General features: G+C 61.2%; 17 protein-coding genes and 3 pseudogenes. 13 read left to right on the forward strand and 7 right to left on the reverse strand.

Annotated elements, in window-relative coordinates; translation table 11 throughout:
- The 3 genes from ACWI6D_RS01005 to ACWI6D_RS01015 all read left to right on the forward strand — a co-directional run.
- On the forward strand, positions 1-612 hold a 612-nt coding region (locus ACWI6D_RS01005), incomplete at its 5' end, for a hypothetical protein (RefSeq protein WP_449133336.1).
- A gap of 93 nt (positions 613-705) precedes the next feature.
- The gene (locus ACWI6D_RS01010) at positions 706-1,041 is read left to right on the forward strand and encodes a hypothetical protein (protein WP_449133337.1); all 336 of its coding nucleotides are present in this window, start codon (positions 706-708) and stop codon (positions 1,039-1,041) included.
- Between the two features lie 258 nt (positions 1,042-1,299).
- Positions 1,300-1,542, forward strand: coding sequence for a sugar transferase (locus ACWI6D_RS01015; protein WP_449133338.1), 243 nt, complete (start codon positions 1,300-1,302; stop codon positions 1,540-1,542).
- Here the strand turns inward: ACWI6D_RS01015 and ACWI6D_RS01020 are convergent.
- Together ACWI6D_RS01020 and ACWI6D_RS01025 are read right to left on the reverse strand one after the other, a co-directional pair.
- Positions 1,470-1,718, reverse strand: a pseudogene (locus ACWI6D_RS01020) (transposase); the annotation flags it as partial. The gene ACWI6D_RS01015 and the pseudogene ACWI6D_RS01020 overlap by 73 nt on opposite strands.
- A 27-nt stretch (positions 1,719-1,745) precedes the next feature.
- Positions 1,746-2,033: a hypothetical protein gene (locus ACWI6D_RS01025; RefSeq protein ID WP_449133339.1), complete on the reverse strand. Its 288-nt coding sequence runs from the start codon at positions 2,031-2,033 to the stop codon at positions 1,746-1,748.
- A 269-nt stretch (positions 2,034-2,302) separates the two neighbouring features.
- Here ACWI6D_RS01025 and ACWI6D_RS01030 point away from each other — a divergent pair, with 269 nt between their 5' ends.
- The 5 genes from ACWI6D_RS01030 (at position 2,303) to ACWI6D_RS01050 (ending at position 4,628) form a co-directional block, all read left to right on the forward strand.
- A complete protein-coding gene (locus ACWI6D_RS01030) occupies positions 2,303-2,491 on the forward strand; it encodes a hypothetical protein (protein ID WP_449133340.1) in 189 nt (62 codons plus the stop codon).
- Positions 2,492-2,545: 54 nt separating this feature from the next.
- Positions 2,546-3,136, forward strand: coding sequence for a UDP binding domain-containing protein (locus ACWI6D_RS01035; protein WP_449133396.1), 591 nt, complete (start codon positions 2,546-2,548; stop codon positions 3,134-3,136).
- A gap of 263 nt (positions 3,137-3,399) precedes the next feature.
- A complete protein-coding gene (locus ACWI6D_RS01040; RefSeq protein WP_449133341.1) occupies positions 3,400-3,696 on the forward strand; it encodes a hypothetical protein in 297 nt (98 codons plus the stop codon).
- Positions 3,690-4,106: a hypothetical protein gene (locus ACWI6D_RS01045; RefSeq protein WP_302936495.1), complete on the forward strand. Its 417-nt coding sequence runs from the start codon at positions 3,690-3,692 to the stop codon at positions 4,104-4,106. The genes ACWI6D_RS01040 and ACWI6D_RS01045 overlap by 7 nt, the downstream gene beginning before the upstream one ends.
- Positions 4,107-4,628 carry an STAS-like domain-containing protein gene (locus tag ACWI6D_RS01050; protein ID WP_449133342.1) on the forward strand — a complete coding sequence of 174 codons (522 nt, stop codon included), beginning with the start codon at positions 4,107-4,109 and terminating at the stop codon, positions 4,626-4,628.
- Between the two features lie 210 nt (positions 4,629-4,838).
- On the opposite strand, the pseudogene ACWI6D_RS01055 reads toward ACWI6D_RS01050, so the two are convergent.
- Together ACWI6D_RS01055 and ACWI6D_RS01060 are read right to left on the reverse strand one after the other, a co-directional pair.
- Positions 4,839-5,678 (reverse strand): annotated as a pseudogene (locus ACWI6D_RS01055) (transposase); the annotation flags it as partial.
- Between the two features lie 713 nt (positions 5,679-6,391).
- Positions 6,392-6,802, reverse strand: coding sequence for a hypothetical protein (locus ACWI6D_RS01060; protein WP_449133343.1), 411 nt, complete (start codon positions 6,800-6,802; stop codon positions 6,392-6,394).
- 53 nt (positions 6,803-6,855) lie between these two features.
- Here ACWI6D_RS01060 and rhuM point away from each other — a divergent pair.
- Together rhuM and ACWI6D_RS01070 are read left to right on the forward strand one after the other, a co-directional pair.
- Positions 6,856-7,191 (forward strand): annotated as a pseudogene (gene rhuM, locus ACWI6D_RS01065) (RhuM family protein); the annotation flags it as partial.
- 310 nt (positions 7,192-7,501) lie between these two features.
- Complete coding sequence (locus ACWI6D_RS01070) at positions 7,502-9,556, forward strand: restriction endonuclease (RefSeq protein ID WP_449133344.1); 2,055 nt, start codon at positions 7,502-7,504, stop codon at positions 9,554-9,556.
- Positions 9,557-9,560: 4 nt separating this feature from the next.
- On the opposite strand, the gene ACWI6D_RS01075 is transcribed toward ACWI6D_RS01070, so the two are convergent.
- The 3 genes from ACWI6D_RS01075 to ACWI6D_RS01085 form a co-directional block, all read right to left on the reverse strand.
- A complete protein-coding gene (locus ACWI6D_RS01075) occupies positions 9,561-10,088 on the reverse strand; it encodes a DEAD/DEAH box helicase family protein (protein ID WP_449133345.1) in 528 nt (175 codons plus the stop codon).
- A 144-nt stretch (positions 10,089-10,232) separates the two neighbouring features.
- On the reverse strand, positions 10,233-11,171 hold the full coding sequence (locus tag ACWI6D_RS01080; RefSeq protein ID WP_449133346.1) for a TOTE conflict system archaeo-eukaryotic primase domain-containing protein: 939 nt from the start codon (positions 11,169-11,171) through the stop codon (positions 10,233-10,235).
- A 214-nt stretch (positions 11,172-11,385) separates the two neighbouring features.
- Positions 11,386-12,900 (reverse strand): APC family permease, encoded by a 1,515-nt coding sequence (locus tag ACWI6D_RS01085; RefSeq protein WP_449133347.1) that lies wholly within the window; start codon positions 12,898-12,900, stop codon positions 11,386-11,388.
- 420 nt (positions 12,901-13,320) lie between these two features.
- On the opposite strand from ACWI6D_RS01085, the gene ACWI6D_RS01090 reads away from it, so the two are divergent.
- The 3 genes from ACWI6D_RS01090 (at position 13,321) to ACWI6D_RS01100 (ending at position 24,162) form a co-directional block, all read left to right on the forward strand.
- Positions 13,321-15,417: a hypothetical protein gene (locus tag ACWI6D_RS01090; RefSeq protein WP_449133348.1), complete on the forward strand. Its 2,097-nt coding sequence runs from the start codon at positions 13,321-13,323 to the stop codon at positions 15,415-15,417.
- Between the two features lie 44 nt (positions 15,418-15,461).
- Positions 15,462-23,237: an InlB B-repeat-containing protein gene (locus ACWI6D_RS01095; protein ID WP_449133349.1), complete on the forward strand. Its 7,776-nt coding sequence runs from the start codon at positions 15,462-15,464 to the stop codon at positions 23,235-23,237.
- 307 nt (positions 23,238-23,544) lie between these two features.
- Positions 23,545-24,162: a hypothetical protein gene (locus ACWI6D_RS01100; RefSeq protein ID WP_449133350.1), complete on the forward strand. Its 618-nt coding sequence runs from the start codon at positions 23,545-23,547 to the stop codon at positions 24,160-24,162.
- Positions 24,163-24,175: the final 13 nt, after the last annotated feature.

The following is a 24,175-nucleotide window of genomic DNA, read 5'->3' on the forward strand; positions in this document are numbered from 1 at the left end:
TCAGCGTACAGCGAACCTCCATCGGAGGAAGCTGGCCAATGTGATGCTATTTCCGAAGAATACGAGTTGGATTTCAAGCTACTTGATTCGCAAACCATGCTGATGGCGGACAGTATTCTCAAGAAGCGGCCTATGGTTCTAGCTCCTGGGACTGTGGCGTGTGGCGAATGTAAACAGCCAAATGGAAAGGTCGAGGCCACGAAACTTCGTGTTGCGTTGCGCGGATTATCCGTCGATGACCTTGTAGATATCCGGCGCACTAAAACGAACCACACCAACATCCAAAACGACATACCGCAGATTCTCGAGGTCGTTGAAGTGAAGAAGCATATCCTGATGTTGCTCCCTTACATATTCTCGTTTAGGCAAGAACTTCATTCGCAAGATCCCATAGAAACGATAAGGGTCGCGATGAATGATGATTTCAGAAACCTGTTTCTATATCGGGAGAAGACGAGCCCTGGATTTGATACATATCTCGCAACAGTCTTCTCTGATTCATTTCTGGTATTCAAAATTAATCACGGCGAGTTCTTTCTGGTTGAATCCATTTCAACCAAATATACGCCAACATACAAGCAGCTGCTTAATTACGGTGACATATGGGGTTAGCGAATTGCGAGCGTCAAAGATAGCGCGTCTTAACACGTGCCTCTGCATGGTCCATGCTTGTCGCGAACGTTTTCCGACCTTGGAGGTTTCGCGGTGTCTGCCAACGGCGACGCCGCCGGGCGCGACATGTGGGCCGGGCGCATAGAGCGCTGCCTGGCCGCCGATATGACCGCCAAAGAGTGGTACGCGCTCAACAAGGTTGTGGGGTTCAGCCTGTGCAAATGGGCGACCCGCTTCCGCGAGGAGGAACCCCGGCCGCTTTTCCCGCAGGTTGAGCGAGGTGTCGAGCTGGATGAGGGTCACGCGTCGCGGCCCCGGGCGGCGGCGCTGCGAGCCCGCTTTCCGCTCCCGGTACGGTGGGAAGGTGACGGCCGGCATCCTTTCCGAGGTGAAGAAATTGATGATGAAGCGCTAGAGTCCCCGGGTTAAGCGGCTCCAATTGGCTTGATCTGATTAAAGATTGTGTAGCCCCAAGCTGCCTGCGAAGAATCGTCCCATTGGGAAAATGCCCCAATGGGACGATTTGCTATCCGATTTAGAGGCAGCTTTTCGGAGCCGGTTCATCGCCAATGGCGGTCGGCATGAGTTGTAAAAGCTTTGAGGTCCAAGCTCCAGAAGGCAGATAGTTCAGCTGCCTAGTCAGAGCATTTCTGCAGGTAATCTTGTTTTTTCGTCTTGACAAAAGGGATGTCACTTATCGGACCGCGTCCGGAACGTCCGGCGTTCTGCGCTGAGTTTGAGAAACGTATCCACGGCTGGCATTACCGCACTATGGTGACTCCGGGCCTGTCTGGCCTCGCCCAGGTGACGGGTGGCTACGACTTGCTTCCGAAGGAGAAAGTAGTGCTCGACCTGTGGAAGGTGGCGCCGCGAAGTTTGGGGACGTCGAGCACGACCTCGCCGCTCGTGGTGACCAGCTTCCGCTTGTAATGGCCAGACCGGTGCGCCTCGCGGGCCGCCGTCCTCTCGTAGCGCTCCGCCCGGACCATCTCGTCGGTTTCCTCGTCCAGCAGGGCGTTGAGCGTCTCCTGCACGGTTTTCCTCACGAGCTCGCGAAGGTCTGCTTCCAACGGCTCCTCGTCGACCGATGCTATGTCGGCGGACATAGTCGCGATGCCTTCCTCGGTACGTTTTTATGCTTGGTCGCTGAAAACCATGCCGATGGCTGGCGACCATGTCTTTTTCATTCCTAGACGTATTCGGCTTTCAATTTGCGAAAGGGGTATTGCGTTACCCCACTTGCCGTCTATGCGCGCGGCGTTCCAGATGTGGCCGTTGCCCTCGATGCGGCCGTTGGCGATTCCCGCCGCGTTGAGCAGCTTGGCGTAGATGCGCTGGTAGCTCTCACAGGTGCCCTGGCCGCGCGTCAAACCGCTCTCGGGGCAGTGGTTCAGGCTGCGGTCGTACTCCAGCTGGTCCATGGCCCAGTCGTGCAGCCAGAGGGCCATGTCGTACTCGGAGCCGGTGGTCTCGGCGCCGCACTGGGCGACGGCGTTGTTTGATGATCTGTGTGACGGACGGCCTTGCCTCGTCGTTGACCGTGGCGACCGCTGTAGTGCGCAGGTGCCAGACGTTGGCCTCGGTGTCCATGAAGTAGAAGTTGATGTAGTAAGATCCCGATGTGGTGAGCTCGAAGGTGAAGTCATAACCTTCAGCCCCCAGCTCGTGGTAGTTGCCCCATTGGGAGCGCGTGGGGTCGCAGACGCTCTCGGAGCTGCCGTCGGTGTCCCAGTACGTCGGTACGTCCATGCGGGCCTTTGCGGCGGAGCTGCCGCCGGTCTGCGTGACGTGGAACGTGGTTGCGGTGCCTGCGGGCGCGTTGTCCCAGCCCTCGGTGAACGTGACGCCGTTTTGCTCTGCGGTGGCGGTGTGGGCGTAGGTTACGGCTTGGGTAGCTGCCTCGTCGGATGGCTGCTCGGAGGCTTGGCGGGCGATAAGCGGGGGGCAAGTAGCGGCCTACTTCAATGAGCTGGACACCTACTGCGAGGCGCGAGGGCTCTCTACCGCCGACGTCATCGAGGGCGTGTGCCTGGAGCCGCGCATCGGCTCCCACTACAACAACCCCAGCTTCGGCTACGGCGGCTACTGCCTGTCCAAGGACACCAAGCAGCTGCTGGCCAACTACAAGGACGTGCCGCAGAACCTCATCGAGGCGATTGTCGAGTCCAACCGCACGCGCAAGGACTTCGTCGCCGAGCAGGTGGTCGACCGCGTGATGTCGCTGGTGTACGGGGGCAGGCCCAAGCCGGTGGTGGGCGTGTACCGCCTGACCATGAAGTCTAACTCCGACAACTTCCGCGCCTCGTCGATCCAGGGCATCATGAAGCGCGTCAAGGCCAAGGGCATCTCCGTGGCGGTCTACGAGCCAACGCTCGACGCGCCCGAGTTCTTCGGCAGCGAGGTGACGCACGACCTGACGGCCTTCAAGCAGCGCTGCGACGTGATCGTGGTCAACCGCTGGAGCGACGACCTGTCCGACGTGGCGGACAGGATCTACACGAGGGATTTGTTCAAGAGAGACTAGGATATTCGCTAGGGAACAAGATTGCGAGTATGGCGGAAATGATGAAGGACGCAATATTCCTCTTCTGGAACCTCGGATGCGCGGACAATCCACAACTGTTGCGATAGGCGTCTTCGGGAGTTGCATGTTAAAGGAATAAAAATATACCCCCGAGTTTCGCATGCAGCAGAGGCGCCGGGGGTTTCACAATCGCAGATTAGCACAGTGGTCGCGGCATAGCGTAAAATTCACAGCAACTTCTGTCGACCTCAAAGGAACAAGCCATGACCTTAGACGCTTTCAGCACATCTGGCCAAAAGAACTCCCGGGACCATATCAATATTTTGCTGAAGCCCAATAAAGGTATGGCCTCTTATTTCATACGTAGAGTCGAAGAGAGAATTTCCGAAGGGCATAGGGTTTTCAAAATCAAATTTCCAGATAAGGCAGCTCCGCTGTTCCCAAACTACTGCGTTCCGCTTGCCGGGGCAATTGACTATTATCGCGCGTCGCGCAACTGCGTGTTCTTGCCGTCTCGTTCGACTTCGGGGAACTCGCCGGCGGGAAAATCGGATTGCTAGAGCCGTTTACTGATCTTCCGGACAGCACCACGGGGCCCTTCCTTAATAAAATCTGGAAGTTTGACGAGAGCAATCACTACGAACTTGTTTCGGGTATCGTCTCGTCGATTCGAAGGTCGATTGATCTCGGGCGTGGCGTTCTCAGCAGCATCGAGCTATGTCTTAACGAAGTTACCGACAATATCCTTCTTCACGCAAGCCGCCAAGATGATTGCCTCGAGCCTGGTTACGTGATGGCTCAAGTTCACAAGGAATCGGGTCGCATTGCTATCGCGGTCTACGACAACGGGGCGGGCATTCCGTCGCCTCTTCGCTCCGCCGGGTATGAATTCGATGGGTCGGAAGCGGCTATCCTGCTGGCCTTGCAGCGTGGGGTGACCGATAATCGCGGCGCGGGAAATGGGCTGTGAGTGCTAAACGAAACCGTGCGGGCTGGCCGTGGGTCCCTTGAGATAACTGCCGACGGGGTTCAATACTCTCTCGGCATTTGCGGGGGGGCGACGTTCAGCCTGCGGAGCAAGATTCCGGGCGGGGGGACGACCCTTGTCGACTTCCAGCTAAAGGCCACAGACTCCATTAGCCTTGAGGATATCGTTGGGGAAAGCGGCATGGTCGATCTTTGGGCCGAGGCTCATGAGGACGCTGCAGACGAGCGGGATATGAGGCTGTCCGTCAAAAAAGAATCCGCTGGGCTGGGTAGCCGATTTGATGCCGAGCAATTTCGGATGCTGGTGGAGAATTGCCTTGTCGAGGCGGACGGGAAGGTGATCATTGACTTTGAAGGCGTCGAGTCCATCAGCCTCTCTTTCGCCGATGAGTTAATTAGGAAATTGGTCAGCAAGTACGGCCTGATAGGGTTCATGCAGCGTTTTCGCATGGAGAACCTGAGCAGGGAATGTGCGGCTGCGATTAACGCTGTGACCAAGCAATAGCAGCGGTAGGCGGTTTGGGAAGGTGCGTGTACAGACTTCGCATGATGATCTCGGGTTGCTTGAGCAGCCGTTGATTGTCGACACCGATTTACCGGTCTGAAGACGAGAAAAGGGGGCTGTATCAAAAGTGATTTCGATACAGCCCCCTTTTCTTGCATCCAAAGCACTCAGACGATGCGGCTGGCTGCGAAAAAGCAAAGAGGGGCCGGCTTACGCCATGGCCCCTGCCGCCATCTTCCCCTTTTCGCATTCCGCCAGGAAGAGCTTCCGTATGTTGTGGCCCGCGGCGACCAATCTCCACTCGGGCGTCACCTTCTCAAGGCCCCTTAGCGTGAACCTCGTGAACCCGAGGTTTCTCTTGACGTCGCCGAACACGGTCTCCACGTCGACGGAGCGCCTCTTCCGCAAGGCGGACCCCGCCTCCGTGCGCAGCATCTCGCCGGCGCGGCTCTTGAAGGCGTTCAAGGCCGGGTTCACCTGGATCCGCTTCGGGGAATCCGGGTCCGCCGACTTCGAGCGCCTCGCCCTGCGGGAGCAGCCCGAGCAGTCCTCGCGCTCGTATGTCCGCACCGCGCTCTCGTAGCCCAGGTCAGACACCCGCCGCGATTCCCCGCAAAAGGCAAGCGTCCGGCCCTCCGGGCAGGCGTGCTCGTCGGACTTTTCGTCGTGCGCCCAGTTGGCGACCCTCATCTCGTCGTCGCGCCACTTCTCGTTGCGGCACTCGCGGAAGAGCTCGTTGTGCTTGACGTAGGCGTCTGCGCCCTCGCCCTCGAGGTAGGCGTAGTTCTCCTCGCTGCCGTAGCCGGCGTCGGCCACGAAGTTTGCGGGCAGGCGGCCGATCCTCTCCTTGACGTGCTCGCAGTGCGGGATGGCGCAGGCCGTGTCTCCGGGGCGCTGGTGCACGGTGGTGCCGACGATGAACTGGTTCTCGGTGCCGGCCTGCACGTTGTAGGCCGCCTTGAGCTGGCCGTTTCCCATGGCGTCGCCCTTCATGCGCATGAACGTGGCGTCCGGGTCGGTCTTCGAGAAGCTCTTGCGGCCGTTGAAGGTGTCCTGCTGCTGTTCGTACCTCTCCATCCTGGGCCTTCTGACCTGTATCGTTCTTTCGGACGCGCATGCTAGACATTTCGATGCTTTAGAATGCAACCTACGACGACCGAAAGGACGGCACCATGGCCAACCCAGCCGTCAAGTACACCGACGAGTCCAGGCGCGAGACCGCCGACTACATCATCTCGATGGGCAGGCCGATAACGGATTCAGATTCAATATCTCGGCGATCGAGTCGCCCTCCATCCTCAGCTGGCGTATAGAATAAGCCTTGGACATGCTGATCATTCCTTCCTGGCCTCCTTGGTCGATCTGTGATGGCGATGACCAAGGTAGCCGATTGGGGTGGTCGGCATGTTCGCTAGCGAAGCGTCGAAACCCTACTTAGCGATGTGCCGAGTTTTATGGTAGCGAATACATGGTACCGCGCCAACGAGGCCTGGTGGCGCCCCGCGAAGGCCGCCACGGAGGCAAAGTACCGAGCGCAGGGGCAGTAAGGGGTTTGAGGGCTTCGGTTTGACCTTGCGGCTGGGTTGCCTGCGGGGCGGCTTAGCGCCGACTCGCGTTCGAATCGTGGACGGACGAGGCGATGCGGCCATGCCGGATAAAAGAATCGGAGGCTCACGAGCGCTTCCTTCAAGACGCGGGAATATTATCTCTCGCAAATGATTTGTCGGACGCCGAGGGCTCGCCCCCCCCTCGGCGTTCTGACATTAAAGGAGATTAACTTGAGTGAGGTTAGCGTTTTCGCTGATGAGTCGGGTGGGCAGAGCGACAACGCTTATCGAGCCGCCATGGGTGTCGGTTAGTGAAGGTTCGTGGGGACGGCAGGCTTCTACCGATGCTGGCGACAGAAGGCTATATCGCTTGACAAGAACATGCGTTCGATAGTACAGTGCTTTAAAGAAGGGGATTTGCGGTTTGCGCGCTGCTTCTCTGAATGAATAGCCAGGCATTTTTAGAATCGACGGGGGAGATGAATTGTGGCTAGCTCGATTGTGATATTTGAGTCTGAAGACGAAAACGTTTCCCTGGAGGTTGGCTTCGACGGGGATACGGTGTGGCTTAGCCAAGCTCAGATGGCCACGCTGTTCGGCACCACGAAGCAAAATGTAAGCTTGCATGTGAATAATTGTTTCAAGGAGGGTGAGCTTGTGAGGGGGTTGCAGTTGTCAAGGAATCCTTGACAACTGCATCTGATGTCAAGAACTATGAGACGAAGCTTTGCAATTTTGATGTAATCATCTCCGTTGGCTATCGCGCGAAATCGAAGCGAGGCGTGGAGTTCCGCCGATGGGCCATCGACGTGCTTCGCCGCTACATCGTTGATGACAATGCCGCTAACGAGCAGCGATTGCGGCAGCTCGGGCAGGCCGCTAGCGTTATGGTCCGCATCCCGGAAAGCCTCGAAACCCGTCAGGTGCTCGACATCGTGCGGAGCTACACCGCGGCGCTGGATTTGCTGGACGATTACGATCATCAGCGCATTGGCTGGCGGCCGCAAGTCCATTGACGGCAGCACGCTTGTTGCCGTAACCGTGATGATCGCCGAAAGCAAGTCGGAAGAGAAGGATGCCATGGTCGCTCTGGTGATGAACTTTCTCGTCATGGGGTCGGGGGACTAAGCGGCTGCTGGCCAACTACAAGGATGTGCCGCAGATCTTCATCGCATTTCGTCGGCTTGCGCAGCCGCATGCGGGGACTTCGTTGCCAGCAGGTGATGAACCGCGTACACGGTTCATTTGCGCGATTGGGGGGAAGCGGGCGGTGCGCGTGCTATCCTCCTATTGCGAACTGGGCTTCCGCTTTAAGGGGTGACTCCAATGACCATCGTGCCCATTGAACAGTATCCGATGCCGAGACAATGGCCGATGAGGGCTCAGTCGGTTCCAAACATCCCTCGTGGCTCTGTCGGCATGGTCGGGTCGCTTCGAATTATTTTCGAGTACGTTGCTAATGGGACGTCTGCAAACGTACCAGTCGCAATTCCTGGTTCTTCCTCGAATGTTACGCTTGGCGTCTGTTGTCAGCGGTTGCGCCCTACCGGACTTGTCCGCGATAAAAGGGGCAGCTGGGAGTTATCCCCGGAGGCGGGGGTTTGGGCGTTGTCGGGCGATGACGCTTTTTTGGCTGCGACTCTGTGTTCGAGCATCAAGTTCATGGGGGAAATTCTCTATTTGCTTCAGGAACCTAAGACGATATCCGAACTTCAAGCTGCAGCAAATGACGCCTATTACCTTCCCTGGAAAAGGACGAGCGAGGTTAGTAGGCGTCTCGTTTGGTTTAGGGATTTGGGTTTGGTCGAATTTCTCGACTACACGTTATCGTATGTGCTAACAGATTTTGGCAAGTCTTTTCTGGAGCATATCGATGTGACTTCTCCGGAAGAAGTAGCGAAAAGCCTCGAAGACGAGAATCGGCCAAATTATACGGCTTCATCTTGGGCGATGGAGCTTTGCCGCCTTAGTCAAGATATGCTAGCTGCGCGCAAGCCTTCGATTGGGTATTGTCCAGGTGGGAAGGCGGAATTGGTAGCTACCATTTCTGCATATGTTTCGTATTTGGTGGACGACAAGACGAAAGGCGATATAGAGCAATTCTCCGCCGAGAACTATGGGATTAAAGCCTCTTCGGCTGATTCGATGCTGAATATGCTGTCGGGCATTCGCTTCGTTGAGCGGATATCGCGCGACAGCTATCGAGCAACAGATTTGGTGAAGCGGTGGAATCGGGATGCTAGCCCGCTCGATTTATGTTGTTGCTTGCATGCAAGCTGTTCATTTGTGTTCGAGTTGTTGCGCGAACTTGAATCGGGCCCGAAGACTAGAGCTGAACTTTCAGCTGCAGCGGTTGCCAAGTACGATGTTGGCGGGGATGGCGGTTCGGAAGTGCTTAAGCGCACCCATTTTCTTCAGCTTGCTGGTTTGCTGAAGGATTATCGTGCGGCGGAGTTTTCTATAACTCCTGCAGGCCTCGAGATGCTGCGCAAGGTGTCTATTCAGAATGCCGATTCTGCTGTTGTGCGGGATTCTGCCGATATTGCGAAGGGAAGCGCCGTTGCTGCAAATGTTAAAAGCTGGGAAGGCGGCGAGCTCCTAACCGAATTGAGACTGTCAGCCAGAGATTCGTCGAATCCGGATAGGTTCGAAAAAGCTTGTGCGGATGCTTTTAATGCTCTTGGCTTTAAAGCGGAATGGCTTGGGGGCTCTGGGAAAACCGATGTGCTCGTCTCGGCGCAATCGGCCGCGAAATATGCCTATCGTGTGACAGTCGATGCGAAATCGTCGGCAAATGGCATCATTAGCGAATCTCAGTTGAACTTCGATACGCTAGTCGATCATCGCAAGCTGCATAATGCTCAGTTTACTGTTGTGGTCGGTCCCCTCTTTCAGGGCGAGCGAATTGTTGCGAGGGCTAAGAAACATGGAATCGTCTTGATGGATGTTGATGCTCTTTGTGAGCTGATTAAGCTGCATGACAGGGTCCCTCTTAGCGCACAGGATTACAAAGCGCTTTTCGAAAGTTACGGGAATGCCGACCTTGATATGCTAATTAGCGCGCGGGGCGATCTTACTCGTAGTGCGGTGTTGCTGCGTGCCGTTATGAGCTGTCTTGTGTCCCAAAGCGACGATGGGGTTACTGACGGCATGCTCTCGGCTCGCGAAATATATGTCCTGCTAAAAGCTGAATATCCGGACTTGTTGCTAAGTTTGGACGAGATTGACAGTATGCTTGCTTTTCTATCCTCTCCTGTCGTGAATTGTGTTGGCAGGGCGAAGAGCGAATATTATGCTATTGGTTCGCTGAACGAGGCATCCAACAAACTCAGGTTTTATGCAAATGTCTGTTCGATGGTCGACAAGGGGACCATGCTCTAGCGGTTCAGACGGGTTTTTGGTCTCTGAGAAGCGGGCCATCGGGATGCTGGATGTCGAGAAACTCGGAGAGTCTTGTCGTCCATTGGGAGATAAGCGCGGTTTTCGGCACGATGATAAGCGTTGGCAGTTGCAGTTGCGAGATGGCGAAGGCTCCGATCACTGTTTTCCCGAATCCGGTTGGCGCCGAGAGAATTCCGCTGTTGTGCTTGAGCAGCTGGCTGGCAGCATGCTCTTGCTCGGGACGAAGTACGCCTTTGAGCTTGGCAGAAACGTTTTCGCCCGCGTACCGCTCGTCGTGATAGGTGTAGTAGGCATCGGCCTCGTTGAGCAGCTCAAACAGGCGCTTCTTGCACCCTCGTGGAAGAGCAATGTGCCCCTCGCGGGTTTCGCCGAGGAAGATCACGCGATGCTTTCCGTAGACCGATTGGTGCATGGCTTGGGCGCGATAGAACTCGGGGTTGGCGAATGCGGCAAGTCTCTTTACGGCATTGGCGGCCTTGGCGTTAAGGGCTGACCCGGGGACGTAAATCATGTCTGATTCGACGATGTCGACAGGCTCCGAGAAGCTGTCTTGCGAAATCGGCTCGCGTGGCTGGTACCTCCATGGGGCGGGGTACGGTTCCGCAAGGTTTCCGAGAGGCTTCGCTGACAAGGTGTCAATGGCGTTCTGCGCCGCTTACTCGTCGATTTTTTCGACCCGAGAAAGGAAAAGCCACTGGTCGGAATAGGGGCGGAATTGTTCGTCAACGAAGACGTTATTGCCTTCGCGCTGAGCTTTCCCTTGGAATGGCAGGGATATCAAGTTGCCGAATCCGCCTTCAGAAATAGTCGTTTGAGCTGGGAACATGCGGTCGTAGGCATCGAACTTGACCGTTTTGGTGCGCCTCATTGCTTCGGTGATGAGTGCGCTTCCGAAGTCGCGGGCAAGCTTCGCGCTTATGGGCCGCTCGAAGAAGAACCAGATATGTCCGCCGTTTCCCGATCTTGAACGTTCTACGCTGGCTTGCAGGCCGCGGGATTTCGCAACCGTGCGGATGGCGGAGACGGCGTCTTGCCAACCGCTTTTGTCGAAGTCTATAACCAAAACCGACGTGGTTGAGTCCTTGCGGAGTATATAGAGGCCGATGATGTCGCGGAGACGGTCGTCGGTTCCTTTGAAGTGACGGACAATCGCAGAGTCGGTCAGCGGAAGGAGGGCCTGCTTGCTACAGAGCGAGCACTTCGCTTTCGGGCTTTCTGCGCGTGGGCATGTGCCGCGTTTCCATTCGTTTGCGCAGGCGGGGACATAGCCGATGCCGCCATCTTTCCTGCGAAAGCCGTGCGCGTGGACGTCCGGTCTTCCCCTGAAGAGCGAGCGAAAGAGCGTGATTTTCTCTTGGGCCGAGCTTTGGGAGGTGACGAGTCCGGTTTTTTGCGCGGTTTGCTTGGAATCGCGCGCGGCTTCAAGCCAGACGGGCTCTTCGACGTATCGCTCGTCGCTTGGGCTGTTGATGTCGCTGCTGGAGCTGTAAATTACGATAGCTTGGTGGGTAGTCCTCGGGACGGGCTCGACTCGCTTGACGAATGCGTACAACTTGCCGCTGAAGAGGGCGTATTTCGGGAACGGCTGCTCCATGGCCTTCTCCTTGCGTTACTTGGGCTCCGCGGCTTGTTGCCGCGTTTTGCCAAGGGTAGCACGGAGGCGTGCGGGTGTGTGCGCAAAAGGGGGCGGCCTTCCGGGTGGAGGGCCGCCCCTGTGTTGCGGCTAAGGGAAACAGAGTTGGAATTTGCAGAAGGCCGTCTCCTGGATTGGGAGACGGCCTTCGGTCTTGGTGGGGGTGTTCCGCTTGCTATCCCATCACCGCCGGCAGCAGGTACAGCGCGGCCACTAGCGCGCAGCCGGCTGCGGCGGCGGCGATCCAGATGTGGAATTCGCGGTCCATCTTGGCTCGCTCGGCGGGGGTGGGCTCAGTGGCGTCTTGCACGGCGTTCACGTCGATGGTGCGCGGGCCATACGCCTTGGTGCACACCGCGTAGATCACCAGGCCAACCACGCAGTAAATCACGCCGGTGACCAGGGCTTCCGTGTCAAGCTGCGTCATCATCACCACGTAGATGACAATGCTTACCACCGCGCCGGGCAGCATGCCGCGCACCTTGAACGGACGCGCGAGGTCGGGAAGCTTGCGGCGCAGGCCCAGGCACGCGATCATGCCGATGACGTAGTAGAACAGGTCGGCGAACAGCGACAGCGACGCGATGTAGTCCAGCGTGCTCGTCGCAACCAGCGCCACGGTCAGCACGCCCAGCGAGATGATGGCCACGTACGGCGTGCGGTACTTCGGGTGCAGCTTGGCGAACACGGCGGGCAGGCTGCCGTCGCGCGCCATGGTGAACAGGTAGCGCGGAGGCACGGCGATCGACGCGTTCAGCGTGGAGAAGTCGCCGCCGAACGACACGCCCAGCGCCAGCAGCAGCAGGGGCAGCCCCAGGATGCCGGCGCTCATCATGGCCTCGGCGTACGGCGCGGACGACTCGGCCACGGCGGCCAGCCCGTCGGCGGGCACGATGCCCACGAGGAACCACTGGAACAGGGCGTTCACCACGAAGATGATGAACGGCGACAGCATCATGGCGCGCGGGATGTTGATCTGCGGATGGCGAATTTCCTCGCCCATGGCGCAGCATGTCTCGAACCCGGCGAAGCACCACCAGATCATGGCCACGGCGGCAATGAACCCGCCCGCGCCCATGTCGCCCATGAAGTCGGGCGTCGTCACGAAATTCGGCAGCTGGACGTTCGGGATCATGCTGATGAACCAGATGGCCGCCACGCCCCAGAAGAAGAACATGAAGCCGTTTTGCAGCTTGCCCGTCAGCTCCACGCCGCGCACGTTCGCGATGATGAACGCAACCAGCGCGATGATGGCGATGACCACGTCGTCGATGGGCAGTTCGATGCCCACGGCCAGGAAGATGGTCTTGAAGTAGTAGCTGAACGCCAGCGCTTCGCCGCCGGTGACGGCGATGAGCGACATGATGAAGTTCCAGCCGGCAAGGAACCCGGCGGGGCGCCCCAGGCCCAGCGACGCGTACTGGTACGTGCCGCCTGCGAACGGCAGCGCCGCGCCCATCTCGCCGTACATGAGAGCGGGATAGATGCTGATGAGCGCCGCAAGCGCCGTGGCCAGCACCACGAACGGGCCCATCTCGCCCACCACGTTGCCGCCGGTGGTGAACAGGCCCACGCCGATGACGGTGCCGGCCGTGATAGTGATGGCTTCGCGCAGCCCCAGCGTGCGCTTAAGGCCCGATCCGCTTGCGACGGGCGCGCCGGCGGCGGTGCCAGCAGGTTGGTTGCTCATGGCGATCCTTTCGTTGTGCGGGCGGTGCGCGGGTGCTGCGAGCGCGTGTGGCCAGGCGAGTGGCAGTGCGCTTGTGCGGCCGCCGGGCCGCTGCGCGGCCGGGTTGGCGGCGTGCGTCTGCGCACCCAGGCTGGCGATGCGCTTGCGCGCCCGCGTCCGTTTGCGCTGCTGCGTGCCCGATGGGCTATCGGGCACGCAGCAGCGCTCTGCGAATGCGACGGTGAACACTTTAGCACTCTATCGTGCTAAAGCAATGGGGAAGTTGGGGAAGGGACGTAAAGTTGCTTGCCTGTTAATTAGCTGCAAAAGGGAATAGCCTTCGCTTGAAATAATCTCGAACTGCTATAGAATGGCGTGCAAGTGGCTTTATGCCCGCACGCGAATAAAGTTAGACGAGATTAAAGGGGACGATTTCGCGCGATGGTGAAGATGGGGAAAACGAAGCGGAATCGCTCAGCCGCCGCTGCGTTGTTGCTAAGCTTTGCGCTGGTCATCGGCCTGTTGCCGTTGCCGACGGTATCGGTTGCAAGCGCGCAGGCGACAGGTGTCGGTGGGCGTTTGGTTGCGGCCGCCGCTGGCGTGAACCTGCAGGCAGCGGATGCCAACGAACAGGGCGTGGATGCTGCAAGTGCCGCCACCCAGGCAGCGGAATTCAGCTTGCAGGCTTCCGGCGTTGCCGTGCAAGCGGATTCCGGCACCGGCGCTGGCACCGTCCCGGGAGCGGGCACCGGCGACTCAACAACCGACCCCGCAACTCCTTCCCAGCCTGCCGCACAGCCCTACATTGCCGACGTGTCCATCTGGTCGCACGACACGGGTACCACGCTCGGCTACGCCACCAGCCCCAGCTCGGCCACGGTGGCGCGCATCACCGCGAAGGGCGGCACGTTGTGGTTCGACAACGTGGCCTGGTGGAACGACGGCACGAGCGTGGCGAACCAAAGCTACGTCAGCTGGTCGGTGTCCGACCCCTCCATCGCCACTATCTCGCCCGGCGGCATTCTGACCGCGGTGGGCGACGGCATCGTGGCCGTGACGGCCACCGCCACGGCGAACACACAGGGTGGCGCGCCCCTTGCCTGCACGATCTACGTCGAGGTGACCGGGCAGACCGACGCGCGCTACGTGTCCGGCATCCGCATCGCGGGTCCCGATGGGGCGGAGCTGTCGGGCCCTTACATCCTTGAGCAGGACCTGTCCACGGCCATGGCCCAGTTCTACGCATTGGTCGACGTGGTGGATCCGGCAACGGGCGCCACGCAGACGTACTCGACGCAAAACGGCTCCATTGCCGCGCAAACCGGCGATATCGCCGATGTCACGTGGTACGTGGGCGATACCATCGCCGCCATCGATCAGACCACGGGCCTGTTCCGCCCGTCGAGCTATGGCATCGCGTCGATATACTGCGCCAGCGCTGCGGGCCATGGCGGCGCCACGGTGACGGGCGGCGCCACGGTCAACACGAAGGACCCCACCGGCGGGGAGGTGAAGGACGACTACCATCCCCAAAGTTCCATCAAGGTCAAGGCGTACTACGAAAGCGACCCGCCCGCCGACTTGCACGACGACTCCGACGAGCACTTCGTTATCAACAAGGAGTACTCGCTCGAGCAGCTTGAGGGCATGGGCTCGGTGACCGCCACCTATACTGCGCTCAGCGACAGCGCCTACTACACCATGACCGGGCGCGGCGTGCCCCTGTCGACGGTGCTCGAGGACGCGGGCGTGAACATCGCGGGAATGTCCCAGCTCAACTTCGGGACGGCGGACAACATCGACCGTCCCGTTAGCGCGGCGTTCATCTTCGACACCAACCGCTACTACTTCCCCAACATCGACATCGGAAGCTATGCGGGCGCCGTGCAGGTGTACCCGATCATCGCGTTCGAGAGCAACGAGATCGAAAACGCCGGCACCGACCCGAACTACGACATGACCGAGGCGACGCGCTTCCGCCTGCTGTTCGGCTCCACTCCCGGCAGCGGCACGTCGCAGTACCAAATCAAGTGGATCAACACGCTGTACGTGGTGCTGGCGGGCGGCCCTCCGGTGCGGCCCGGGAATGGCGAAAACCCCGGCGGCGATTCGAACAACGAAGACGACAAGCCGGGCGGCGGCGGTATCTCCAACGGCACGACCACCGGCGACGGCACCGGCTCGGGCGACGAGGGAAACGGCACCGGCTCGGGCATGGCCAAGGGCAACCAGGGCGGCACGGACGTGCAGGGCGGCTCCGAAGCTGCCGACAACGCCGCCGAGGGCGCGCAGTCGGGTTCGGCCGGACAGTCCGACACGGGCGCGCAGGCCTCTGCGGGCGATTCCGGCTCGGGCGCCCCGGCGTTCTCCGTGTATCAGATTCCCAATCCGAATGCTTCCGAAGTGGAGCGCACGGTGGAGCATGACAACCCCTTCAAGAAATACGCCGGCCCCTTGGGCGCGGCGGCCGTGGTGGCCGGCGCCGGGCAGACGGCTCTTTGGTATCGACGACAGGCAAGGCCCACGTCGCTGATATAGCAGTGCAACTCGGACTCGGAAAGGGAAGGAAAGGAGTGCGGCATATGCACGAAACGCAGCAGCATGCACAGCCGCCGTCGCGCGGCTCGACGGCTCTGCATGCGAAGAAAAGAAGGAGGTTCTCGCGTAAGGCGATAGCGGCCGTACTGGCCGTGACCGTCGCGCTCATCGCCGTTCCGGCGATCGCCATCGCGAACACCTTCGCCGTCGACTACTCGTGGTACAAAAACGCCACGGGGTCGACGTACGTCATCAAAACGCCCGGTCAGTGGAACGCGTTCGCCAACCTGGTGAACGGGACCGCCGACGAGAGCCGGGCGGGCACGACCGTCGATTCGTTTAAGGGCAAGACCGTCGAATTGGGCGCCGACCTGAACTTCTTCGGTCAGGATGTGCTGCCCGTGGGCGGCCAGGGCGGCCACACGTTCGATGGTTCGTTCGACGGCAAGGACCGTGAGAACGGCAACAGCCATGAGATCATCAACGCGAAGATCGATGCGCAGGGCGCAACCTCCAACGTCGGTCTCATCGGCGCGGCGGGTGAGGGCTCGAGCATCTCGAACATTAAGATCAACAAATCGGTTAGCTTGACCATCGCCGCCACCGATAGCACGAAGGCCATCGAGAACGTTGGCGTGCTGGTGGGTTCCTCGAAAGGCTCCATCTCCAACGTGTCCAACGCGGGCACGTTGACGGTGTCGCACACGATGGATCAGACGCGCGACATCGTCTTCCCCATCAAGAACGTGGGCGGCGTGGCCGGCATCTGCACGGGCGACGTGACCGGCGTCTCGAATTCGGGCGCGGTTTCCGTGTCCGAGCCGGGCGTGCCGTACAAGGCCGATTCCGCCGACTCCGCATGGGAGGACCAGTCCATCCTGGCCATCAACATCGGCGGCATCGTGGGCAGCGCGGGCGACGTGGACTCCACCGTCGACAAGACGGCGGGCACGGCGCACGGCAAGATCTCGAACTGCAGCAACACGGGTTCGGTGAAGGTTGACACGCCCAAGACCAACGGCCTTGACCGCTTCGGCAACACGGTGTACTCGCAGTCCTCCAACGTGGGCGGCATCGCGGGTTACAGCCGCGGTTCCATGGATAACTGCACGAACTCCGGCTACCTTGATGCGCCGCATGCCACGGGCATGGGCGGCATCGTGGGCGGCTTGCGCGCGAAGACCACCACCACGTCGTACTCGGGCAACTTCATGCAGGTGGGCTCCGACGACGGCATGGTCGCGGGCGCGGACGCGCTTGCCGTGACGAACTGCACGAACTCCGGCAGCGTGTACGGCTACTCGTTCCCGGCCGGCATCGTGGGCCGCGCGGGCACGTACACCCAGATCTCGGGCTGCATCAACGACTCGGCTGCCACCATCCTGGGTAGCCGCGCCACCAAGCCGTTCCCGGCCGGCATCGTGGGCAGCAGCTACGGCACGGTCTCGTACTGTGGCAACCTGGGCACCATCGTGGCCGGCACCTGGACCGGCCAGGGCGGTGCCATCACGCAGTCCGGCGGCTATTTCGCCTCCGGCATCGCGGGTAACCTGTCGTGCTTCACGAAGGACGTGGACGGCGAGCAGCAGAACGCCTCGGGCACGCCGGAGGTGTATGGCTGCTACAATGCCGGCGCGGTGAAGGCCATCGACAACATGCGCCAGCGCGCGCTGGTGGGCGACAACGGCGGTTACGTGCACGATAACGTTGCGGTTGCGGGCCTGGTGTACAACGATCGCCTGGTGTACGGCATGTACGCCGACGATACCGAGACGTCTGGCGGCACCGTGTACAACAACGTGCTGCTCTCCGCGGACGACTTCAAGGCGAACAACGCCTACGACCCCGCCAAGCAGGACAGCGTCTCGCGCTACAACCCCAACACCACCAACGCCATCGCCGTGCTGAACGTCGGTGCGGACAAGGACGGCTGGGGCACGTACTGGACCAAGTCCGACGGCAAGGTCAACGGCGGCAACCCGGCGTTGAACTCCCAGGTGAACTGGCCTACGACCGACCTCTCGGCCGCGACGGTGGAATTCGCAGCGAACGCCCAGTACACCGGCTTGGCCGCGACGCCGAAGGCGACGGTCACGCTCAACGGCAAGCAGCTGCAGCAGGATACCGACTTCCGCGTCGTTCCGCAGAAGGACGCCGTCGAGGTTACGGCTGCCGACAGCAAGCCCTACACCGCCACGGTACAGGGCATCGGCGCGTACTCCGGCGAGGCCGGCTCGTTCGCGTACGGCATCGACAAGGGCGACCTGGCGAACTGCACGGTCACCTTCGATACGAAGGTGTTCAACTGGACGGCGCAGGAACCGGCGGCTTCCGGTGTGCACGTGAAGAACGCCGCTGGCAAGGAGATCGACTCCAGCGAGTTTACGTTCGCCTTTGATCAAAGCGATAAGAACCTGTCGAACGTCGACGCGTCCGGCAACGCCACGACCGAGAACACGGGCAAGAAGGGCGCCGTCAACGCGAAGAAGTACACCATGGTGGTGACCGCCGCGGCAGATTCCGCGCACTTCACCGGCAAGGCCGACGGCACGTTCTCCATCAAGACGGCCAAGATTGCGTGGGACAAGGATGCCGAGAAGCTCAAGCAGAACGCCTATCCGACGTCGGTCTCCTATGACGGCAGCATCATCTCGATGCCGAAGACCACCGACACGGCGGACGCCATCGCGTGGGATTCCATGACGCTGCGCGCCGATCTTTCCCCCGAGCACCAAAACGACGGCCTGCTGACGGTGTCGTACACGGGCAAGAGCATCAAGCCTACGGTCAACGACGTGGTGTACAAGGGCAAGTCGCTGACGCTGGGTAAGGATTACCGCGTGGTGTACGGCGCTTCGCTCAACGAGGGCCAGGTCGTCAAGCCCGGTGAGGAGAACTTGGGCAAGGTCGGCGGCGAAGATTACGGCTATGTGACCGCTCGTTACATCTCCGGCGGCAACTTCAGCAACTACGACAACATGAAGTTCAAGATCGTCGACCAGGGCGCCAAGCTCGACATCGCCGGTGCCCAGGTCAAGGGCACGGACGACATCGTGTTCGAGCAGGGCGGCGTGTACACGCCCGTCACGGTGTGGTACGGCGGCTCCCAGCTGACGGAAGGCACCGACTACACCATCTCCTACACAGGCAACGATAAGCTGGGTACGGCCACGTATGCCATCGCGGGCATGGGCTGCTACACCGGCACGAAGACCGGCAGCTTCAAGCTGGTCGAGGGCACGCCGTATGAGCTGCAGTATGTATACAACGCTGACGGTACCGCTACGGTGACCGGCGTCGAGTACAAGGGCGCGCTCGAGACGTTCGGCCTGGTCATCCCGGCCACGGTCGAGAAGGACGGCACCACCTACACTGTCACCGCCATCGCTGACAAGGCGTTCGGCGGCACGTATTCCGACTTCTCGGGTTCGGCCGTCAACGAATCGAAGAGCAAGATTGCCAGCGTAAGCATTCCTGCCACGGTGAAGAGCTTGGGCGCATATGCGTTTGGCTCCTCGAGCACCGATGTCACCATGGCGCAGCTGAAGTCCGTGACGTTTGCCGAGGGTTCTCAGCTTGAGACGATCGGTAACAGCGCATTCCGCGCAACGGGCGTATCCGATATCACCATCCCGGCTGGCGTGAAGTCGGTGGGCGAGCTGGCGTTTGCGGGCAACAACGGTGCGCTGAAGACGGTGACGTTCCTGGGCGAGTCGGCCAGCACGCCTGCGTTCGTGACGAGCCCGCTGACGAAGAGCTCGTTCTACAGCGTGTATAACGTGACGGCGAAAGCCTATGACGGCACGGCTGCGGCTGCGTTCGCGCAGAGCATGGTTGCCAGCAACCAGTGGAAGTTCGATTCCATGGGTTCGGTGCCCGCGAAGTCCGAGTTCACGGTGAGCTTCGATGCGATGGGCGGCACGCCGGTGCCGGCCGTGCAAACCGTGGCGAAGGGCGCTGCGGCCACGAAACCCGCGGTTGACCCCGCTAAGGATGGCGCCACGTTCGCCGGTTGGTTCGAAAGCACCGACGGCGGCAAGACGCTGGCCGCTTCCGCGTACGATTTCGCCACGCCGGTGAATGCCGACAAGACGCTGTACGCGAAGTGGGAATCGGCAAGCCAGGCGGCGCTGACCGTTGAGGTTTACCAGGCCGATGGCAAGACGCTGGAGAAGACTGTCTCCTTCACGGCTGCTGAACTGACCGCTATGGCCACCACCGATGGCGAGCCCGCGCTTGGCCAGTACTACAAGGGCGGCACGTGGAGCGTCTATCGCTCTGCGAATTATGTGACGTACGACGATCTGTTTGCAAACGCCGGCGTGACGGTGGGCAAGTACGATACCGTGCAGGCTTGCGCGGCTGATGGCTCCGGAAAGTATGTCGGTACGTTGGCGCAGATGAAGGCGGGCAAGTGGTATCCCGACGCGGCTGCTGACGGCACGCTGGGCGAGGCTTCGAAGCAGGCGTCGCCGGCCGGCCTGGCGCTGAGCTATCAGATGGGCAGCGGTTCCACCGCTTCTGAGGCGCTGGCCGCAGCCGAGAAGGTTGACGTGGCCACTGCGAAAGCCCCGTTGCAAATCATGGGCGTTTCCGACGGTAACGTCATGGGCAACCGTTTCTGGGGCAATGTCACCACTGTCAAGGTGGTTCGCGACGCCACAACGGCCCTGACCGTGGAAGTGCGGGATCCCGATGGCACGGTGACCGACACGAAGACCGTGACGGCCTCCGAGCTCAAGGCCCTGGCCACCGCCGACGGCGATGTGGCCCTGGGCCAGTACTATAAGGGCGGCAAGTGGAGCGTCTATCGCTCCACGAACTACGTCATCTACGACGACCTGTTCGCGAAGCTCGGCCTGTCCGTGGGCGACGACGATGAGGTCACGGCCTGGCAGGGCGGCAGCGCCGGTAAGTTCACGGGCACGTTCGGTCAGATGAAGGCCGGCAGGTGGTACCCGAACGCGGAGTCCGACGGTTCGCTGGGCCAGGCTGCCCAGACGTTGCCCGCCGGCTTGGCTCTGAGCTACCAGCTGGGCAGCGGCGAGACGCCGCAGGCTGCCTTGGCTGCTGCAACTGCCGCGAAGACCGACGAGTCCAAGGCGCCGCTGCAGCTCATGGGCGCCTGGGACGGCGCCACGGGCGGCAACCGCTTCTGGTCCGGTGTGGACAAGATCGTGGTGAAAAAGGCCGCTACGGCGCTGAACATCGTGGTTAAGGACGCTCAGGGCAACGTGGAGCAGACCGTTCCGGTTGCGGCGGCTCGGCTCAAGGCCCTGGCTACCACCGACGGCGATGTGGCCCTGGGTCAGTACTGCAAGGGCGGCAAGTGGAGCGTCTACCGCTCCACCAATTACATTACGTATAACGACCTGTTCGCTGATATGGGCGTGACGGTTGGCGAGTACGACGTAGTGAAGGCTTGCGCCGCGGACGGCGGTGGCAAATGGTCCGGCACCCTGGCGACCATGAACAAGGGCTGTTGGTATCCCGATGCCACGGCGAGCGCTGACGGCAAGACCGTAAACTTGGGCGATGCTGCGCAGCAGTTGCCGGCTGGTTTGGCGCTGAACTATCAGCTTGGCACGGGCGAAACGGCTACTGACGCTTTGGCGGCTGCCGAGAAGGCTGAGGTTGTTACCGACAAGGCCCCGTTGCAGCTGATGGGCGTGTGCGACAACACCGTGGGCGGCAACCGCTTCTGGAGCAACGTCGCCACCATCGAGGTGACGCGCAACGCCGCGACCGCGCTGACGGTCGAGACGCGGGACGCCGAGGGCAATATCACCGCATCGAAGGATGCGAGCTATGCCGACCTGCTGAAATGGAAGTCGGACGGCGAGGCGCGCGGCCAGTACTACAAGGGCGGCAAGTGGAACGTCTACCGTTCCACGGACTACGTCACGTTCAACGACCTGATCGACAACCTGGAGCTCGACGTTGCGGGCGAGGACAAGGTCATCCTCGACGAAACCAGCCCGAAGGCTTGGGGTGGAACGCTTGATGCCGCCAACGCCGGCAAGTGGTATCCCGAAGCCGAAAGCGACGCCGTGCTCGGCGAAGCTGATGGCACGTTGCCCGCGGGCATCATGCTGGCCTACGCGAAGGGCGGCGGCGCCACGGTCTCCGAGGCGCTCGAGGGCGCCCAGGAGATGGGCTCCGGCTCCGGCGTCGTCAGCATCATGGGCGCCTGGGATGGCGAAACGGGCGGCAATCGCTTCTGGTCGGGCCTCACGAAGCTGGTGTTCCAGCAGCAGATCTCGATCGCGAAGATCGAGGGCGGCGAGGGCGCGTTCGGCTACAAGCAGGGCGACATCGCGGCGACCGTCGATGCGAAGCTCATGAGCGGCCTGACCGATGCGTCCTACCAGTGGTACAGCGTAGACGCCACGGCGCGCGCTCGCGTTGCCGGCACGCCCATCGAGGGCGCGACGTCGGCAACCTACGAGCTGCCCGCCGGCATGTCCGCAGGCACCTACACGGTGTACTGCGTGGTTTCCGCGAAGGACGCGAAGGCTGAAGCCGTTTCCGTGACCACCAATACGGTGGACCTGGTGGTTGCCAAGGCCCCCAACTCCATCGCGTGGGTCGGCGAGGGCTTCGATGCCTCCTCCAGCTCCGTGACGGTGACGGCCCAGGCCGAGCCTGCCGCGGAGGCGGACGGCGAAACCGCCGCAGCGGTGCAGTACGCGATCTCGACCTCTGCAAGCGCCGATGCCTCGGCCCTTGCATGGCAGGATTCCGCAAGCTTCACCGGTCTGGATGCCGACGCCGCCTACTACGTGTACGCGAAGGTTTCCGGCCTGCCCAACTACGCCGATGCCGTGTCCGAGCCGCTCAAGGTGCGCACGAAGGCCGCAGGCAAGCTTGCGAACCCCGTGCTCGACCCGGTCACCTACGACCCGACGGCCATGCTTGCGGGCATCAAGCTTCCTTCCGGTTGGAAGTGGGCCGATGCCTCCGCGGTCCCGACGGTGAAGTGCGGTGCCTATGACGCCGTGTTCGCCCCCACCGATGAGCAGCTGGCCTCCACCGACTACTCCGCGGTCGATGGCTGGGATCCCGTCACCAAGACGGTCAAGCGCCTGGTGGCGCTGACGGTGAACAAGGCAACGCCCGTCATCACGGCGGCTCCTTCCGCAACCGACCTGGTGTTCGGCCAGACGCTTGCGGAAAGCTCGCTTGCGGGCGGCGCGGCAAGCGTTGCCGGCACGTTCGCCTGGGACGACCCGCAGCGCATGCCGCAGGTCTCCGAATCCGGCATCGCCTGCATGGCGGTGTGCTTCGCCCCGGCCGATGCGGACAACTACAACGCCGCAAGCGTCAAGGTTGCCGTGAAGGTCGCCCCGAAGAACCTGGCGAAGGACGTGGCCACCATCACCGCTCCGGGCCAGATTTACACCGGTGCGGCGCTTGAGCCCGCCCTGACCGTCGTGTACAACGGCGTGACGTTGGCCGCCGGCGTCGACTACGACGTGGCGTACAGCAACAACGTCGAAGTTGGCACGGCGGCCTATACGGTCACGTTCAAGGGCAACTACGCCGGCACGGCTTCCGGCACGTTCGACATCGCCAAGGCTCCCGAGCCTGCGGTGCCGGGCGATGGCACCGACGGAAACGGCGGCGACAACGGCAACGGCTCTGCTGCTGGCAACGGCGGCAACACCGCTGCGACCGGCGCGCCTGCGGCTGCTGCCGGCAACGCGGCGGCCTTGGCGCCCACGGCCGACGCGGCGGGCATGGCTGCCGTAGCGGCCCTGGCCATCGCCGCCATGGCGGCTGCGGGCGTTGCGCTGGCTCGCCGTCGCATGAGCCGTTAGGCTCGCGTGACGTGCGGAAACGGTTACATTGGCCGCTTCCGCAGACACTGGGGCGCGACGGGTGCTTCGGCGCCTTTCGCGCCCCAGTTGGGGACCCAACAAACCTTGCGCTGCCGAGTGCGGGTTAGTTGACGGGGCCGGGAAGCCTTTTGGCTCCCAAGCTGGGGCGCCTTGCGGAGCGCCTTCCCCCAAATGCAAAGAAGCCCCAGGCGCCATGGTGGCCAAGCTGCCGCGGCGCCTGGGCCTCGCCATGAAACAAGCGGGGCCGGCGCGCGCCAGCCCCTTATCGGAAAGGAAACGAGTGAACATGCTGCAGATGAAATCAAGGGCACACAACGTTGTTGCGCGCGTGCGCGTCGGCGCGGTGGCTTCGGTGCTTGCTGCGTTTTTGATTGCGTCCGCAGGTGCTTTTGCGGGGTGCGCGGCTAACGGTGGCGCCTCGAAGGGCCAGGCCGCTCAGGAAGCTGTGACGGCGATCACGTCCACGCTGGACACCGACGCCGCCACGGCGGAGGGCCTGTTCGAGCTCATCGCGTTCTATCCGCAAGATTACGGCGTGGCGCCTGACGTGTTCGCCGCCTGGTACTTCGACGGCGCGGACTGCCAACCCGCCGCAACCGACGTGCAGGGCGACGCCGCAACGGTGACGGTGACGTTCAACGCCAAGCGCATGGCCGACGTGCTGCCCATCATGGAGCACGCGCGCGATGCCGCCATCGAGACGGGCGCGAACGCCATGCAGGACGGCTACGCCAACGCGCAGTTCGAGGCCGCTGCGGCCAACGCGCAGGTGGTAACCGAGCAGCGCCAGGTCAGCGTTGCGCTGTCGAAGGGCTCCGACGGCGCTTGGACCATAAACGACAAGGCCACGCTGGCCGCCGCGCTGCTTGACGGCTACGACCCGCGCCAAATCGACGCAAACTAACAAGGAACCATGC

This window comes from Senegalimassilia sp. (assembly GCF_977052095.1).